At 35.2% G+C, this 17,075-nt stretch carries 17 protein-coding genes and 1 tRNA gene; 9 read left to right on the top strand and 9 right to left on the bottom strand.

Features of this window, described 5'->3' with window-relative positions; all coding sequences use genetic code 11:
• Positions 1–338: 338 nt before the first annotated feature.
• The 4 genes from AC1PJ9_RS15935 (at position 339) to AC1PJ9_RS15920 (ending at position 3,605) form a co-directional block, all read left to right on the top strand.
• Positions 339–1,232, top strand: a complete 894-nt coding sequence (locus AC1PJ9_RS15935) for an amino acid ABC transporter substrate-binding protein (RefSeq protein ID WP_002049815.1) — start codon at positions 339–341, stop codon at positions 1,230–1,232.
• A gap of 93 nt (positions 1,233–1,325) precedes the next feature.
• On the top strand, positions 1,326–2,168 hold the full coding sequence (locus tag AC1PJ9_RS15930; RefSeq protein WP_004709206.1) for an amino acid ABC transporter permease: 843 nt from the start codon (positions 1,326–1,328) through the stop codon (positions 2,166–2,168).
• A 2-nt stretch (positions 2,169–2,170) separates the two neighbouring features.
• Positions 2,171–2,848, top strand: coding sequence for an amino acid ABC transporter permease (locus tag AC1PJ9_RS15925; protein WP_002049960.1), 678 nt, complete (start codon positions 2,171–2,173; stop codon positions 2,846–2,848).
• Positions 2,849–2,861: 13 nt separating this feature from the next.
• A complete protein-coding gene (locus AC1PJ9_RS15920; protein WP_002049786.1) occupies positions 2,862–3,605 on the top strand; it encodes an amino acid ABC transporter ATP-binding protein in 744 nt (247 codons plus the stop codon).
• Between the two features lie 53 nt (positions 3,606–3,658).
• Here the strand turns inward: AC1PJ9_RS15920 and AC1PJ9_RS15915 are convergent, their stop codons facing one another.
• Positions 3,659–4,966: a DcaP family trimeric outer membrane transporter gene (locus AC1PJ9_RS15915; protein WP_311087792.1), complete on the bottom strand. Its 1,308-nt coding sequence runs from the start codon at positions 4,964–4,966 to the stop codon at positions 3,659–3,661.
• A gap of 344 nt (positions 4,967–5,310) precedes the next feature.
• On the opposite strand from AC1PJ9_RS15915, the gene AC1PJ9_RS15910 reads away from it, so the two are divergent.
• Entirely contained in the window at positions 5,311–5,781 is a 471-nt protein-coding gene (locus AC1PJ9_RS15910) for an Lrp/AsnC family transcriptional regulator (protein ID WP_311071427.1), read from the top strand.
• Between the two features lie 44 nt (positions 5,782–5,825).
• On the opposite strand, the gene AC1PJ9_RS15905 is transcribed toward AC1PJ9_RS15910, so the two are convergent.
• The 3 genes from AC1PJ9_RS15905 to AC1PJ9_RS15895 all read right to left on the bottom strand — a co-directional run bounded on the left by AC1PJ9_RS15905 (position 5,826) and on the right by AC1PJ9_RS15895 (position 8,052).
• Positions 5,826–6,575 (bottom strand): YebC/PmpR family DNA-binding transcriptional regulator, encoded by a 750-nt coding sequence (locus AC1PJ9_RS15905; RefSeq protein ID WP_263613538.1) that lies wholly within the window; start codon positions 6,573–6,575, stop codon positions 5,826–5,828.
• Positions 6,576–6,737: 162 nt separating this feature from the next.
• Entirely contained in the window at positions 6,738–7,283 is a 546-nt protein-coding gene (locus AC1PJ9_RS15900) for a 1-acyl-sn-glycerol-3-phosphate acyltransferase (protein ID WP_311087791.1), read from the bottom strand.
• 208 nt (positions 7,284–7,491) lie between these two features.
• A complete protein-coding gene (locus AC1PJ9_RS15895; RefSeq protein ID WP_311087790.1) occupies positions 7,492–8,052 on the bottom strand; it encodes a TetR/AcrR family transcriptional regulator in 561 nt (186 codons plus the stop codon).
• A 277-nt stretch (positions 8,053–8,329) separates the two neighbouring features.
• Between AC1PJ9_RS15895 and AC1PJ9_RS15890 the strand changes: the two genes are divergently transcribed.
• Positions 8,330–9,193 carry a hypothetical protein gene (locus AC1PJ9_RS15890; RefSeq protein WP_311087789.1) on the top strand — a complete coding sequence of 288 codons (864 nt, stop codon included), beginning with the start codon at positions 8,330–8,332 and terminating at the stop codon, positions 9,191–9,193.
• Between the two features lie 196 nt (positions 9,194–9,389).
• Here the strand turns inward: AC1PJ9_RS15890 and AC1PJ9_RS15885 are convergent.
• A tRNA-Ile gene (locus tag AC1PJ9_RS15885) sits at positions 9,390–9,466 on the bottom strand.
• Positions 9,467–9,624: 158 nt separating this feature from the next.
• On the opposite strand from AC1PJ9_RS15885, the gene AC1PJ9_RS15880 reads away from it, so the two are divergent.
• Positions 9,625–10,851, top strand: a complete 1,227-nt coding sequence (locus AC1PJ9_RS15880; protein ID WP_311087788.1) for a tyrosine-type recombinase/integrase — start codon at positions 9,625–9,627, stop codon at positions 10,849–10,851.
• A gap of 591 nt (positions 10,852–11,442) precedes the next feature.
• On the opposite strand, the gene AC1PJ9_RS15875 is transcribed toward AC1PJ9_RS15880, so the two are convergent.
• Positions 11,443–12,342, bottom strand: coding sequence for a LysR family transcriptional regulator (locus AC1PJ9_RS15875; RefSeq protein ID WP_263613543.1), 900 nt, complete (start codon positions 12,340–12,342; stop codon positions 11,443–11,445).
• An 89-nt stretch (positions 12,343–12,431) separates the two neighbouring features.
• Here AC1PJ9_RS15875 and AC1PJ9_RS15870 point away from each other — a divergent pair, with 89 nt between their 5' ends.
• Positions 12,432–12,869, top strand: coding sequence for a PACE efflux transporter (locus AC1PJ9_RS15870; RefSeq protein WP_263613544.1), 438 nt, complete (start codon positions 12,432–12,434; stop codon positions 12,867–12,869).
• A gap of 60 nt (positions 12,870–12,929) precedes the next feature.
• Here the strand turns inward: AC1PJ9_RS15870 and AC1PJ9_RS15865 are convergent, their stop codons facing one another.
• The 3 genes from AC1PJ9_RS15865 to AC1PJ9_RS15855 form a co-directional block, all read right to left on the bottom strand.
• On the bottom strand, positions 12,930–14,345 hold the full coding sequence (locus tag AC1PJ9_RS15865) for a purine-cytosine permease family protein (RefSeq protein ID WP_263613545.1): 1,416 nt from the start codon (positions 14,343–14,345) through the stop codon (positions 12,930–12,932).
• 253 nt (positions 14,346–14,598) lie between these two features.
• Positions 14,599–15,063, bottom strand: coding sequence for a hypothetical protein (locus tag AC1PJ9_RS15860; protein ID WP_263613546.1), 465 nt, complete (start codon positions 15,061–15,063; stop codon positions 14,599–14,601).
• A 114-nt stretch (positions 15,064–15,177) separates the two neighbouring features.
• Positions 15,178–16,107: a DMT family transporter gene (locus AC1PJ9_RS15855; RefSeq protein ID WP_311087787.1), complete on the bottom strand. Its 930-nt coding sequence runs from the start codon at positions 16,105–16,107 to the stop codon at positions 15,178–15,180.
• A 94-nt stretch (positions 16,108–16,201) separates the two neighbouring features.
• Here AC1PJ9_RS15855 and AC1PJ9_RS15850 point away from each other — a divergent pair, with 94 nt between their 5' ends.
• A complete protein-coding gene (locus tag AC1PJ9_RS15850; RefSeq protein ID WP_311087786.1) occupies positions 16,202–17,053 on the top strand; it encodes a LysR family transcriptional regulator in 852 nt (283 codons plus the stop codon).
• Positions 17,054–17,075: the final 22 nt, after the last annotated feature.

Here is a 17,075-nt window from a genome sequence, read left to right as displayed (position 1 = left end):
TATCAAAATAGTAATCTTTTTCTAAAAACAGTTTTTAGAAAAATTTAAGCCACTTTATTGTGCATGTGTTTACATTGTAATCAATAATTGCCACATTTAAGTGTAAATAGATGAGCTTAATAATAGACAGAAGATTAAAACTTAGATTAAAGTAGAAACATGTGAGCAGTTTTAAAGGTATTAATTCTGCGAAACAGATGAATAATAAGTGAAGCAAATGGATGGAGTCCTGCTTGGAAAAGTTGGCTCGATAATTGCAATTTAATAATAAATCGCTCTATTTCTCTATAAGAATGATTCTTTAGACAAATAGAGAGAATGATCATCAAGGAGTTCTTATGAAACGTTCTGCAACCTCTCTCATTGTTTCAACAGTTATGCTTTGTACGGTTGGTGCTACTTCTCAAATTCAGGCAGCAGATACATTAGCTAAAATTAAAAGTACTGGAAAAATCGTTATTGGTCACCGAGAATCATCCGACCCAATTTCATACGTTGTTGGAGGTAAACCAGTAGGTTATGCAGTCGACATTTGTAACCAGTTCGCAAATGATATTAAAAAAGAATTGAAAATGCCTGGTTTAAAAGTTGAATACAAGGCAGTAACTTCATCAACACGTATTCCTGAGCTTTTAGCCGGCAATATTGATATGGAATGTGGTACCACTACAAACTCTAAACAGCGTCAGCAGCAAGTTGGTTTTTCAACGAACTACTATGCAACAGAAGTGCGTATGGCTGTTAAAGCAAACTCTGGTATTAAGAGTCTAGCTGATTTAAATGGTAAAGCAGTTGTAACGACTCAAGGTACAACATCAGACAAGTACATTAAAATGAATGAAAAAGGTCAGTCACTTAATGTACAAAACATTTATGGTAAAGATCATTCTGACTCATTTGCCATGATGGCATCTGGCCGTGCTGCAGCATTTGTAATGGATGACAATATCTTAGCTGGTCTAATTGCCAAGTCATCTACACCAAAAGCATTCGCAATTGTAGGGCCAGTACTTTCATCAGAACCTTATGGCATCATGATTGCAAAAGATGATCCAAAATTTAAAGCAATTGCTGACCGTACCGTAAATAATTTATGGAAAACTGGTCAAATGGACGCTTTATATAAGAAATGGTTCTTATCACCAATCCCACCAAAAAATACTAATTTGAACATGCAACCAAGTTCATCTTACAAAAAACTTAAAGCTCACCCAACAGATGCAGGAATCTAACCAGATCCTTTTGTCCTAAATTTACTTGTGCAAGTGTAAAACTTCATTTGCACAAGTGGTCTATTTTCTAAGATATTCATTTAAGGGGCAAACATGTCAGTCGGCTCGCTAAACTGGACTATATTCTGTGCGGAGTCTAATGAATATGGTGTCGATAAAGCCGCATGGGCAGAATCAGTTTGTAAAGTCATTGGTAGCTCTAGCTACAATGCCTATTCTGAGGCGCCCACATGGTTACAAATGTTAGGTTCTGGTGTCTTTACTATGGTATGGACTGCCGTTGTAGCCTTTCTTATCGCATTTTTATTAGGTTCTCTCCTTGGGGTAATTCGTACTTTACCCAATAAACCGCTTGCTTTTATCGGCAACTGTTATGTCGAAATATTCCGTAATATTCCTTTAATTGTACAGTTATTCTTCTGGGCTTTTGTATTCCCAGAGTTCTTACCAGATAGTTTAAGTGCCGGAAGTGGAGATGTCGTAGCAGGTGGTTGGTGGAAAAATATTTTAAATCATCATCCTGCTGTTATTGGTGTTTTTGCTTTGGGTCTATATACCGCAGCACGTGTTTCTGAGCATGTAAGAGCGGGGATTAACACTGTTTCTCGAGGACAAAAATTTGCAGCTTCTGCAATGGGTTTTACAACAGCGCAAAGTTATCGTTATGTGATTTTACCAGTTGCATACCGTACGGTATGGCCAACCATTACTTCAGAAGCAATGAACGTCTTCAAGAACTCGGCAGTTCTATATGCACTAAGCGTTTTGAACTTCTTTGCTTATACCAAAACCATGCGAGAAGAAACTTCTCAGGACATTATCATTCTTATTCTGTCTACTCCGGTTTATTTAATCATTACCTACACGATTAAATTTGTGATGGCATGGATTGAAAAACGCATGGCTGTACCAGGTTTAGGTTCGGGAGGAAAATAAATATGGATTTTTCTCTATTACATAACCCTGATGTTATTGCTGCATTAAAAGAAGGTTTTATCTTCACGCTTACAGTAACGGTGCTTGCGATGATGGGGGGGATCCTGATTGGAACTCCATTAGCAATGATGCGTTTATCTAACAGCACCATTGCAAGTAACTTTGCGAAATTTTATGTCGATCTGTTTCGTGGTATCCCATTAATTCAGGTCATCTTTATTTTCTATTTTTTGTTGCCGAAAATATTTGAGTTTCAATCTGATACTTATTGGGGGCCATTATTTTCGAGTGTAGTGACTTTTGCTATTTTTGAAGCTGCATTTTTCTCGGAAATTGTACGTTCCGGTATTCAGTCTATTTCAAAAGGTCAGGTCAATGCAGGCTACGCTTTAGGGTTTACCTATGGGCAATCTATGCGTTATGTGGTTTTACCACAAGCCTTCCGTAATATGCTCCCAGTATTACTCACTCAAACTATTATTCTCTTTCAAGACGTGTCATTAGTTTATGTCATTAGTGCACCAGACTTCTTAGGTCGTGCAGATACGTTGGCTAATACCTATGGTCCTGAAACGAAAGCAACATTCTACTTAATCGTCGCTGTGGTGTATTTCTGTAGCTCGTTTGTGCTATCGCAATTAGTCAAACGTTTACAGAAAAAAATTGCCATCATTCGCTAATTGGAGATTTTAAATGCCAATGATAGACATCCAACATATCTCTAAATGGTATGGTGATTTTCAGGTTTTAACAGATTGCACGACGAGTATTGAAAAAGGTGATGTCGTTGTTGTTTGTGGGCCATCTGGTTCAGGAAAATCAACGCTTATTAAAACTGTAAATGCTTTAGAACCATTTCAGCAAGGCGATATTATTGTTGATGGAGTTTCTCTGAAAGATCCAAAAACGGATCTTGCAAAGTTCCGTTCTCGGGTAGGAATGGTGTTCCAGCATTTTGAACTTTTTCCGCACATGACTGTTTTGGAAAATTTAACCATTGCTCAAGTGAAGGTGTTAAAACGTTCAGTTGCTGAAGCGCGTGAAAAGGGGCTTAAGTATTTAGAACGCGTTGGGTTACTTGCTCATAAAGATAAATTCCCAGGTCAACTTTCTGGTGGGCAGCAGCAACGTGTAGCAATTGCTCGCGGATTATCGATGGACCCAGTCTGTATGTTGTTTGATGAGCCTACTTCGGCTCTCGACCCTGAAATGGTAGGTGAAGTTCTTGAAGTTATGGTGCAACTTGCTCATGAAGGTATGACCATGATGTGTGTGACCCATGAAATGGGTTTTGCTAAACGCGTATCTAACCGCTTAATTTTCATGGATGAAGGAAAAATTCTTGAAGATTGTCCAACCAATGAATTTTTTGATAATTTAGAGGCTCGTCATGAGCGCGCTAAACTTTTCTTGCAGAAAATTCAAGCCATGCACTAATACCATTAATAAAAAAAGAGCCTTTTGAAAGGCTCTTTTTTTACATCCAAATTTTAGAAACTATATTTTGCTAATAAATTTATGCGGGAGTAATCGCCTTTATCATCTGCAAATGTTTTGCGCTGGCCATAAGTATATTCTGCACCTAAGTCAATGTTCTTAACAGGGTTCCAAATTAGGTTAACCAGTGCATTATAAATTTCTTTGTTATAGCTGGTGCTGGTTAAATTGCTATTTGCATAGATGCTATCATCTTTATATTGAATACCGCCTATTGCAAAAGTAGACCGGAGGATAGGGCTCCATTTACGTTGATAGCCGATAACTGCACTATCAAATTCAGCTAAATTAATATCCTGAGTTGTTGTGTCATAGGCATAAGCTGAGTTGCTATAAAGTAAATAGCGGCCATCTCCTTTAACATGATAGTAATTAGCAACCAAGCTATCTTGAGGTGTTAAATCATATTTACCACCTATGCCGACACCCCAACCAAATTTTTCTTCAGAAGTGCTATCTTTGGGAGCTACACGGTTTTCATGAGCAAGACCATGTAACTGTAATAGGCCTTTATTATCTGTAGTTTTAAAATCATATCGTGCTGTTAAAGCAGGAAAGCGGCTTCCACCAGCAGCGTTACCAGCTTTTTCAACATCGCCGCCTTCTAAGGCAACTAATATTTTTTGTTGTGCATCAATAGGCTGAGTATAACGGACTTGTACAGTACGTGTTGTTCCTGTACCAATAGCACCATTAAAATCTACTGTTTCTGGTGATGTATCTGTATTTACAAAAGGTGAAGTCGTTTGACCGGCTAACCATTTTCCTAAAGACATATAAGCATGGCGAACGCGGAAGGTACCATTACCATTATCGCCATTTCCACCCATGAAATCGGCTTCAATTTTACCGGTTAAATCTCCGTATTGGGTAGGTCGAGTAATATCCAGACCAATTCTTGAAGTTGCAGCAGATACATTTAGTGAATCTTGTTTCGGATCATCTTTATTTAATGGATAGTTGGCACCATTTGAAATGCTACCATTTGAACCTTTAAAATCATAGGTTGCATCTGCACGGACACTACCATAAAGCTTAACTTGGGTTTGCCCATCCGTCATTGCCATCCACCCTGGTTTTGATACAGGAGGAGTAGCTGGTGCTACGGGAGTTATTGCTGGAGCACTAACAGATAAAACTGTTTTTTGTTGATCAGATAGTTTCTGGACGAGTTGTTTCAACTCCTTTACTTCATCACGTAAAGCATTAACTTCTGCATCAGTAGCAGCATGAGCAGGCATAACTACACCTGTTAGGCTGACAGTACTCATCGCAAGAACTAAAGTTTTGATTTTTTTCACAAGCATTCCCCACATCGGATAAAGTTTTCCCGTATGTGCATAACAAAAACAGTGCCAACTTTTTAAAATTATAAAAAGTTATTGATTCTATTAAATAAACTCTGAAATTTTGGAAATAAGATAGTCTTTCGTTGATGCATTAAGAGAAATGTTGAAGAGATATAAGGCGATGAACGATTGCAAATGCGCTATAAACGTCATACCACTGCACAGTTAACAGGCACAGTGTTGAGTCAAGATATTGAAGTAAAGCTTAATTCTTTTTTTAATTGGGTTTGATTTTTTAAAGTAGACTTAGCTTTAGGATATACTGTTAACCTAAAAAGAGCTCATTGGAGAAAAGAATGGAGTTAGACCGTTTTGATAAACAAATTCTGGAAATTTTGTCTCATGAAGACCTGAATTTGAATGAGCTCTCAGAACGGATTAATCTTTCAGTTAGCTCTGTTCATCGCCGTATTAAGCATTTGATTGAAGCCAATGTTATGGGGCAGCTTAAAAGAGAAATTAACTTTAGCAAATTGGGTTTTACCTTGCATATTTTGCTACAAGTCTCTTTAAGTAAACATGATAGTGAGACCTTCGATAAATTTCTTTCTGAAATTGAAGCGATTCCTGAAGTTACAAATGCATTTTTAGTGACGGGCCAAAGTGCCGATTTTATTCTTGAATTAGTGGCACGTAATATGGATGACTACAGCGAAATTTTATTAAGACGTATTGGTAAAATTGACAATGTGGTTGCTCTACATTCGAGTTTTGTCATTAAAGAGTACAATGTGTTTAACTGTTATAACTTATTAAATAAGCTATAAAAAAACGCACCAATCGGTGCGTTTTTTTAATTTCAATGTTTGGTTTAAGCATCTAATTGAGCTAAAACTTCATCTGAGAATTCAACGTTTGTATAAACGTTTTGAACATCATCAAGATCTTCAAACATATCGATCATTTTAAGAATTTGTTTTGCTTGGTCAATATCTGTAATTTCAGCTTTTGTTGATGGACTCATCACAACTTCTGCGTTATCAGATTTTAAACCTGCAGCAGCAAGAGCATCTTGAACTTCACCAAAAGTTTCTGGTGAGGTGATAACTAAAATTTCATCTTCTGAAACTTCAATATCTTCTGCACCTGCTTCCAAAGCAACTTCCATGATTTTGTCTTCTAAAGACACATCTTCAAAAGTAATTTCGCCACGTTTAGTAAATAGGTAAGATACAGAACCCGCAGTTCCTAAGTTACCATTGGTTTTACTAAAGCAGTGACGTACATCTGGAACTGTACGGTTAAGATTATCTGTCATTGTTTCAATAAGGACAGCAACACCACCAACACCATAACCTTCGTAAGTTACTTCTTTTAAATCGTCATTGTCTTCACCACCAACACCGCGTTGGATTGCACGGTTAATGGTGTCACGTGTCATGTTGACAGAAAGTGCTTTTTCGACAACAGCACGAAGGCGAGGGTTGCTAGCAGCATCTCCACCACCAAGTCTGGCAGCAGTCACAATTTCACGAATATATTTAGTAAAAACTTTACCGCGACTTGCATCTTGTTTAGCTTTACGATGCTTAATATTGGCCCATTTAGAATGACCCGCCATGGAAGTGAACTCCAAAAATTAAAAAATGCAAAAGTGCCAGAATATTATCATAGGCATGGTTTTCTTGAAAACTGTTGTCCTATGTTTTGTTAACCAATTAAGTAAGCTTAGAGGCCCTAAATTTAAGTAAAAAAATAGTCCCTAAAGTTGTTACAGAAAAAATTAGTTAATCTTCACATCAATATCATATTGCGCGTAAAGTTCTTTAATCGTTTCAAGATCTTTTTGCAAATCAGAAGGGTAAATCTTACCTAAAATACCGCCTTTCTTTGTTCTTGCATTTGCATACATCAGTACAATTGGAACATTCGCAGCTTTTGCAATATGCCAGAAACCTGTACGAATGGGCTTACGCTCAGATCCATCTTTTGCACGAGTTGCTTCGGGGGCAATGACTAGATTGAAGGTATCATTACTTTGAAATTTTTCGACCATTTGAGACACAATATCTTTGCTTGCTTTGCGGTCTACAGGAATGCCACCTAGTTTCTCAAGTATGGGTTTCATTGGCCCTTTAAAAAGCTCTTTTTTAATTAGCGTATGAATCTTTAAATCTAATATTTGAAACATAGCGATTGATAAGATCGCATCTAGGTTAGAAGTATGCTCGAACCCAATAATAACTTGTTTTTTCTCAAGAATTGTAGGATCTACATCATAGGTCCAACCAACTGCTTTGAAGATAGAATTGCCTAAAAACTTTTTCATAGAGACATGGGAGACAATAAGGTTGCGGAATTCTAATATGAGTTGGTCTAAAAAGGTAGAAAATTATCAACAAGTTAAACTTTATTTATTTTAATTTTTAAATTGAAATATTTAATAAAATTTATATTTATTAATATTATATTTTAACTCCCCAATAGAAAAATATATAATAAATCAATTTAAAGTAATCTTTTATATATTAAAAATACTATGAATTCTCTGTTTTAATTAAATACTCGATATATATCCATTTTTTTACAGGATCAATCAATTCTTTATCAATGGTTCCATCAATAATAATCCCATCAATAATCGAGATGATGATATGAGTAAGCGGAGTAGGGTCTTTAATATCTAACTCTACTAATAAACTATTGAGTAAATTGATAAGCCAATTTGTATATTCTTGAAATGGTTCACGAATTGAGGTGTATTGTTTAGATACTTCAATAAATGCCTTCTTAAACAAGCAACCATTAAAGTTTTCGCTATTAATCCAGTCAATATACCAGTTAAAAATAAGATGTATTTTTTCAAGTGGCTCAGCATCTGGATGTAGATTTAATTTTTCATAAATTGAATTTTGTATATTAATATTTCGATGATGTAGACACTCCATGATTAAACTTTCTTTGGAAGGAAAGTATTTATAGAAAGTCATCTTCGCGACGTTTGATTCAGCAATAATTTTATCTACGCCTGTAGCGTTATAACCGATTTGGTTAAAAAGATCTAAAGCAGTATTTATAATATCTTCTTTTTTTGACATTACTGTTCCATATAGTTAAAACTAATTATTACTTTACATAGATTTTAAATTTTTAATCAAATTGATCATAATCAAAAACATAATTTGATTCAAGTTAATATTATAAAAATAATAAGCATTATTTTTAACTTTTTTTAAATATTCTATTTGATTTCGTATGATTTTAATTCTAATATGGATTTTTGATAAAAGGAGTTTTATTTTTGGTATAACTCTTTGTTTTTAAAATAAAATATGGAAAACCAAAGAACTTTAATAAGTTTAACGAGCGTGGATTATGCCTAAAAAATTTGAGAACTTTAATAATCCTAGGAAAAAGGCACTCGCAGGGATGAAACAAAGCATTTCAGCTGAACTTTGGGATAAAAATCTTAACTTTTTAACTCAATTAAGAGCGAAGATTGCGAAGCATCCGGTATCTCATCATCCTGCAATTGAAACTTTAAATAACGGAGAGATTAATAAAGAAAATTTAAAGCGTATTCATTTGGAATATCGCCATGCAATCGTACAAACATTCACAGATGCTTTATTAATGGCTCAGTATCAAACAAAGCAGTTAGAGCCTAGATTGCACGCAGGGGCAAAAATGTTCCCACGTTTTCTTTTAAGTCTGAATATATTTGATGAGTTTGGATTTAGACCCGGAGCTGACCGAGATGGTTACTATCAGGGAAACCCTGAATATGCTCATTATCCATTATTCGAAGATGTATTGAATGATTTTGGAGTAACTGAGGAAGAGCGCCTAAGTTATAAACCAACCAGCATTGCACATCAAGTAAGAGAGTTTTTAGAAAACTCTTACAACGACTATAAAGCTGTTTCCGCTTTACTAGCAGTAGCCGAAGAAGAAGTTATTTTATATAGTCCGCCTTTGCGAAGAGCGACCAGTGCTGTCGGTATAGAGGTTGAGGGTGGTGGGTATTACCATGTTCATGGTGTATCCGAAGATGAAACTGCTGAGGCAGCAGATGATGATCATGAAGAAGATTTATGGTTTATTTTGATGCAAGCTTGTACAGAAGAAGACTATGTTCATTTAGAAAACTTATGTCTTGAATATTGTGATTTATGGGAAAAGTTTTGGGATATTCAAATGGAAAACTCGAAATCAATTCCTAAACAGAATCTGGCTTAAGAATATATCAAATAATTAACTCAATAATTTATAACAATCATAAATACTAAAAGGAATGTTTAAAAATATGGAAATAGGTAAAGATCTTTTAAAGTTTAAGTGATCAGTTTTTGAATAATGTAGTGATATTCAGCAGTAATTTAAGATGCGTAAAATTAAAGAACCCCAAAAACTATAGGTTTTTGGGGTTTGTATTTGGTGGGCCCACACAGACTTGAACTGTGGACCAACGGATTATGAGTCCGCTGCTCTAACCAACTGAGCTATAGGCCCTATAAGTAAGAAAAGCTTTTAATCTCAAGGCTTTTCAGTGCCTGCAATACTAATCAATTTTTTTATTAAACACAAGTATTTTTCAAAAGTAGGCGCAGTAGACCTGAAAAATATTTTGCTATATTGTTAATTATCACAAGCGATAGGGATTCTAGCTTATGAGCACTTCACGAGTAAAGCTAACTAAGCCATTTATCGATCAACTTAAACTCATTCCAGCAATTTATCGCGACAGTGAGATTATTGGCTTTGCTATTCGTGTAAATAATTCCTATAAAACCTATATTGTAGAGAAGAAAGTAAAAGGTAGATCAATACGTTGTAAATTAGGAGACTACGAAAGCATTACTCTCGAAGAAGCACGTATACTTGCCGAGCAAAAATTAAAAGATTTATCTGATACTAATCCTTCAATTATCAAAAATAATAAAATATTAAAAAATAATTTAGATAAGAAAAATTATCAGCCCGACTTAAATGAAGCTTTCCAGACCTATATAAATCACCATAAACTAAAAGAAAGGACATTAGTTGACTATAAAGAAGTCATAGAAAAATACTTAGTAGACTGGGGGGAACTTAAACTAATTCATATTACTGAACAGATGATTGAAGATAAGTATGTCCAGTTATCTAGAAGTAGCTATGCAAAAGCTAATTTATCTATGCGGGTATTGAGAGCTGTTTATTGTTTTTCGGTTAAATATTATCAAGATAAAAATAAAGAAATAGTCATACCTATGATGAACCCAGTTACTTTTTTAAATTCGAAACAACTTTGGCAAGCGGTTCCACCTCGAAATAATTATATTGATAGAGAAAATTTAACAAAATGGGTCCATGCAATTATTGAATATCAAGGTCGGGGCCAAGAAAATGAAACAAATAAGGACTTTTTATTAACACTTGTTTTAACAGGGCTCTTTAGAAATGAGTGTGAATGTTTACGTTGGGAAGATCTAGACTTGGACGAAGGTAGCCTCTCTTTTATAAATACTTATAATAATGAGCGCTATAAAATTTATATGGGTGATTTCCTTTGGCATTTAATGAAAAAACGTAAAATGAAAATTAGGGAAGAATGGGTGTTCCCATCTGTGAAGTCTAAAACAGGACATATTGTTAATATTTCAAAATTCCGAAAAAAAATAGAGGAGCAGTGTAATATCACTTTTACTTTTCAAGATTTACGTAGAACATTTAATTTTGTTGTAGATCACTTAAGTGATAAACCACTATTTATTAGAAAGGCAGATGAGAAAGAGAAAATGCCAGAATCTATCAATGTGGCTCACGATATGCGCAATAGAATGAATAGGGTAGAACAAGTTGTTCTTGGCACCTATAGAGATGAATTTATTAAATCTATCACTACCCATCTATAAAAATTTTGAACTTTCTAAACTAAAAATGAGAAGACTTTCTCTTTTAAAATTAGTGTAATTTTATAGTAAGTTTTGTCTGTAAAACACAGAATGATTATTCTTTCAAACTTCCTACAACTATTTGTAATTGATGAATTTTATACTTGACTAAAACACTTGGAATTTATACAGTAGTGGAGTATTTTTGATAATTATTATTATTGCTTAGTCCTGAAATACAGTAAGAAGCCTATTCGCTATGAATAGGCTTTTTGCTTTGTTTTTAAATGATAACTAAAGTCTAAATCTCTTAAAAAATTAATTTAATAAAATCAATTAAATAGTTTTTAGGTGTTTTTTTAATAAATTGAAAAAAATTGACACGTAAATTTTCATTATGAACAAAACTGATTTAAATAGTAGTCAAAGTGAAACATACCTAAATGCTAAGTTTAATTTTCACTAAACGAGGCATAGGAGTGTCATCATGTTAAAAGCAATGTTTTTCTTCAGTGCAGGTGCAATGTTTGGCTATTGTTATAAACATAAGAATGATAAAGCCGAAGCTGATAAATCTAAATAAGCACTGAAAAACCGCCTATATGGCGGTTTTTAATGAGCAGCATTAGATAAGTTTGCTTGAATAATTTGTACAAGCTCTCTTGCTGCTTTTGATAAGGGTTTATCTTGGAGCCAGATGAGATAGATAGATAAAGGTAAATGATTTTTTGTATTTTTAAAATCTAGTTGAACTAAATGTCCTTGCTCAATTTTTTCTTTTATTAAAGATAAAGGAAAATTTCCCCATCCCAAACCAGCCTCGACCATATGAATGGCAGTTTGTAAACTGTTGGTTTTCCAATACATGGCCCCAACGATGGAACGTGAGTCCTGCATATTTAATTCACTACTTGCAACCACAATTTGCCGAACATTAATTAATTCTTCGATAGAGATTAACTTATTCTTTTGTTCTAAAAGTGGATGATGAGCAGAAATTGTGGCGACTAGAGTTTCATTCATCACCAATTGCAAACTTTCACGCATTTTTATATTGAGATCTGAACCTGCAAGGCAAAGACTAATATTTTCTGTATAGAGCAAATTTAGAATATCGTCTTGTGGAGCTGTAATAATCTCTATGTTAAGTAAGGGAAATTTGTCAGCCAGTTTCTTTATGGCTTTAAAAAGTAAATCGGTATTCGCATCTGAAACAACACCAATTTTTAGTTTACTTTCAAGCCCTAATGAAAGTTCATAGGCATGGGTGCCTAATAGCCTAAGTTGCTCAGCAATAATTCTTGCTTGAGGTTCTAATGCTAAAGCTGCCGAAGTAGGAATAACTTTACGGTGAGTACGTTCAAACAGGGGATAACCAAGTTCTGCCTCGATATTGGCAACAGCCATGCTCACTGCTGATGGTACTCGATTTAACTTACGCGCCGCTGCCGAAAAAGATCCTGTATCTAATACAGTTAAGAAAAGCTCTATATTTTCGCTATTAAAATTCATTTTGATATCAGTAGAACTGAAAGCTGTTAACTTTATGTATGATTTTAACTGAAACTAAAATAAAAAGAAGTAAGAAAAGATGATTGGTTATGCAAGGTTTAAAGCGTCGTATTGTTTATGTGTCCTCATATGAAATTATTGGAATGGTGATTTCATCGGTTGGTTTAGCTCTTCTCGCTGGCGATAGTGTAGAGCATACTGGTCCGCTCTCAGTCATGATTACGACCATTGCGGTAACATGGAACTTTATTTACAACATTCTTTACGAAAAATGGGAAGCTCGCCAAGAAAATAAGTCACGTACGGTTAAACGTAGAATCGGACATGCGATCGGTTTTCAGATCACTTTGGTGATGTTCTTAATTCCGCTGATTGCATGGTGGATGAATATTTCTCTCGTTGCCGCATTCTGGCTAGATGTTGCCTTTATTATCATCATTCCAATTTATACATTTATATTTAACTGGACGTTCGATAAATTATTTGGATTACCTGCTTCTGCACAGGTAAAGATTGTTCAAGAGTAAAAGAAACTATTTAAGAGATATCAAAGTACTGATCTGTTAACTTTGATATCTCATCTGAAATTATTTAATTTGTTCAAGCTCAAGATTTTTTGAAACCTTTATTTGAGCTCTTTTTGCTAACACATAATATAAAAGCGCAGTTGATAACAATCCAACTAACCAAGATAAATCAACTCCACCTAGCATTTGAGCAATTTGTCCTTTGTAAAATTTGCTATCGATAAAGGGTAGTTGAAGTAATATGCCAATAAAATAACAAGCTATACCAATGGTGTTCCAGCGTCCATATTTACCATTTGGATCATATAGTGCGTCGACATCACATTCTTCTTTAGAAATAAAATAATAATCAACTAAATTAATTGCACTCCAAGGAATGAAAAATGTCAAAAGAAATAAAATAAAAGCTTTGAATGCACTTAAGAAGGTATGTTCACCTACAACAGCAATAAATGTCGAGATCAGAACCATTGCAAGAACAATGATAAGTCGGGTCAGTTTTGAAATCTGTCCAGTTGGTTTAAAACTATTCCAAATGGTCGCTATACACATAAAACTGCCATAAGCATTGAGTGTGGATAAAGTGACCTTTCCAAATGCAATACTAAAATATAAGAAAGTAATTATGAGAGCGATAGGGTTCATGCCTACAACATACTGAACTTCATTACCGACAAAACCACCATTCGATACTTGAGCAATCAATACACCTAGCGTCATAGAAATCTGTGAACCGACTAAAGATCCGAGTCCAACCGCCCAAAACACCCGATTTGAAGAGGTCTTTGTAGGTAAATAACGAGAGTAATCGGCAACATAAGGCCCAAACGAAATTTGCCAAGAAGCAGAAAGAGAAACAGCTAGTAAAAATGATGACCAGCTAAAATGGCGTACCGCAAGCAATTCTGAAATATTCGAGAGAGCCAAAATTTGAGTAAGGATAATAATAAAAGCAATTAAACCGATAACGCTTGCGACTTTTCCTACCCAGTGAATTAAGCGATAGCCAATAGTTGCAAATACAATAATAAAACAAGCATAAATTAAAATACCTATCGTATTACTGACTTGTGCAAGGTGTGCAATTGCTTTACCTGCCAGTACTTCACCAGTTGCGGTAAAGCCAATATACATTAGGCAAACCAGAATAATGGGAATGCATGCACCATACACTCCAAATTGAACCCGACTGGAAATCATTTGAGGGAGACCAAGTTTTGGTCCTTGGGCTGCATGCAAAGCCATGACAGCAGCACCAAAACATTGTCCGATAAAGAGGCCAATGATTGACCAAAATACATCGCCACCTAATACGACGGCTAAAGCACCCGTGACAATCGCTGTAATCTGTAAATTGGCACCAAACCAAAGCGTAAATTGGGCGAATATACTGCCATGCCTTTCATTTTCAGGAATAAAGTCAATACTTCGGTTTTCAACAAACCCACTTTTCGATGTTCCAGTTGATGAGTCCATAACACTCTCCTTATCCTTTAAGAGCTTTTCTTTTATTAGAATCCATTTTGTACAAACAAATACAAACATGTATATACAAGTTATTTAAAAAAGAAGCAATGGGTTTATTTAAATCATTGCTATAAAATTTGTGGGCTCATAAATTTAGATGTGCTGTGAAAATTCAACTGGTGTTGTGACTGATTTTATAAATATGAAAAGATTTAATCTGTAAATTAAGCTTATAAAAAAGCCCTCTAATGAGGGCAGATCATCAGACTTCTGCATCAAGAATGGCCTGAAAAAATACAGGTAGTTCCGAAAATTGAACTAACTGAGTTTTATCATCGTGCTTATAATAGTATTGATAGTGGGGCGTTTCAAAAGCGCTATCGAGATATTGTGTTGCATCAGAAAATTGAGCTTTTGCAACGGGTTTATCTTTCTTAAATTTAACGATAATTGGGTTCACAGAGTTTAATTTAACGGGTACACCATTTTCAAATTTGGCAGTTTCAATCAGTAAAGAGATTTTAAAATCACCAAATACGACACAAAACTGACCTCCTTTTTCTGTTTTAATTTCTCGATCGTGAAATAGTTCTTTGAATAAGTCTTTTAATGATTCTCTGTGCTTATCTAAAGCTAACTGAAAATCATGATCTTGCTGTTCTAGTTTCTCTTGCTCTTCTTTTAGCAATCTGGCCTGTTTTTCGATTGTTGTAAAATCCAAATTCATCTTAATTTCTCCTTGTTGTGTTTTTAAAACTATATATGGCAACCAATTGTTAAGTTTTAAAGAAACATACATTCTTTGTTACAACGCAATAATTAAGATGAATTTGTGTGATCACTATTTCGTACAAGGCTTAGCCATAAGTGTCGGACGCTTGATTTGAATAAATCCTCCACTACTTAGCACGCCTAACATGACTAAAGCAGTCCCTATAAGTTGCCAGATATTAAGAGCTTGACCAGCCAACAGTGCCACCAACATACTAAAAACTGGAACAAAATTAAAAAAGATTGATGCTCGGCCTGCGCCTAGTTTTTGAATGCCATTAAACCAAAATAAATAAGCAATCATGGTAGAGCAGATAATGACGTAGCCCATTGCCAAGTGTGCAGTAATAGGCGCCATAACAACCGCTTTAAATGGATGTTCGAAAATTAGACTTAATATGATTAAAGTCAAAGCACCGAACAACATAGAGAAAGTGGTAGTTTCTAATGGCGTAGCATTTTTTACATAACGGCGTGATAACACATTGGCTAAACAAAAGCTGATACCACCGAGTAAGATGAATAAGTCACCGATTGCTATTTTTAAATGAAGTAGCGTTGAAATATGCCCATGGCTAATAACGAAAAGCACACCACTTAAGCCAAATACAACACCAATAGATTTAGGAAGTGTTAATTTTTCTCCATCGAGCAAAATTGCTAAAAGAAGAGTAATCAATGGCGTAGTTGCCATGATTAAAGCACCGTTGACTGCTGATGTGGTTTGTAAGCCATAGAAACAGCCTATATTAAAACCAGCAATACCTATAATTCCAATAAGAAGATAGATAAATAAATTCTGCCGTAAAACGGTCCAACGCAATTTTCCCATGGCCGCAAAAACAATAAATAAGCCAAGACTTGCAAGCGTAAAACGTTCAGCTGCTGCTGAAAGAGGAGGCATCGATTGGATAATATAAGACATCGCATTAAATGCTGAGCCCCAAAAAAGCATCGTTATTACAACACCTGTGTAAGCATAAACCATCGTTTTATTCATGATAGGGCTCCGAAAAAGAATGTCTCTATTCTGAGTAATCACTTAAAGGTGTACAATTCCATATTAATTCATCTCTGATGTGAAAATTTGCACAATGATAGATTGGGAAAATTTACATTATTTTTCGGTTTTTTCTGAAGAAAAATCACTTTCAGCTGCGGCAAGAAAGTTAGGAGTTGACCATGCCACTGTTGCAAGAAGAATCGCTCAGTTAGAACAGAATTTAAAATTAAAATTAGTTGATCGAAGACCTCGGACTTACGTTTTAACATCGGAAGGCGAGCGGCTTGCCCAAGTAGTGGCACGTATGATGGAAGAGACGTTTTCTATTGAGCGGCTTGCTCTGGCTGGACAGCAGGAAGTTACGGGGACTGTTTCTGTTAGTATGCCTCCGTTAACGGCTGCTCATTTAATCATGCCTCATCTCGGAAAGTTTTATCATCATTATCCTCAATTAAAACTGCGTGTACTTGGGGATATTCATTATGTATCTTTGCAGCATAGAGAGGCCGATATTGCTGTAAGGTTTGGACGACCTAAAGATGAATATTTAGTGGCTCGTAAAGTCGGAGAAATCCCTTTTGGAATATATGCTACCCCAAGTTATTTGGCTTCAACGAACCAAGAAAATTATGAGTGGATTAGTGTGGAGGTCGGTGGTGTACATGGACAGAAACAACAAAAATTAAAAGAGAAATTGAATAATAAAGACCCGCTCATGGTTACTAATCATCCTGAGTTGCAATGGAGAGCTACATGTGGGGGAGTAGGTTTAGCCGTACTACCTGACTTTTTAGGTCAACAAGGCAATTTGATAAAATTACCCGATAATGATCCGATGAGCGCTGGAATTTGGTTGGTCATACACGAAGATCTACGGAGTAGTCCTGTGGTAAGGGTAGTGATGGATTTTCTTTTAAATTGTTTTGAACCATTTAGAGTTTAATTTTAAATTTTCTTTAACTCTG

The organism is Acinetobacter sp. 70_2 (genome assembly GCF_056736115.1).
This window is presented reverse-complemented; position numbering and strand designations above follow the sequence as displayed.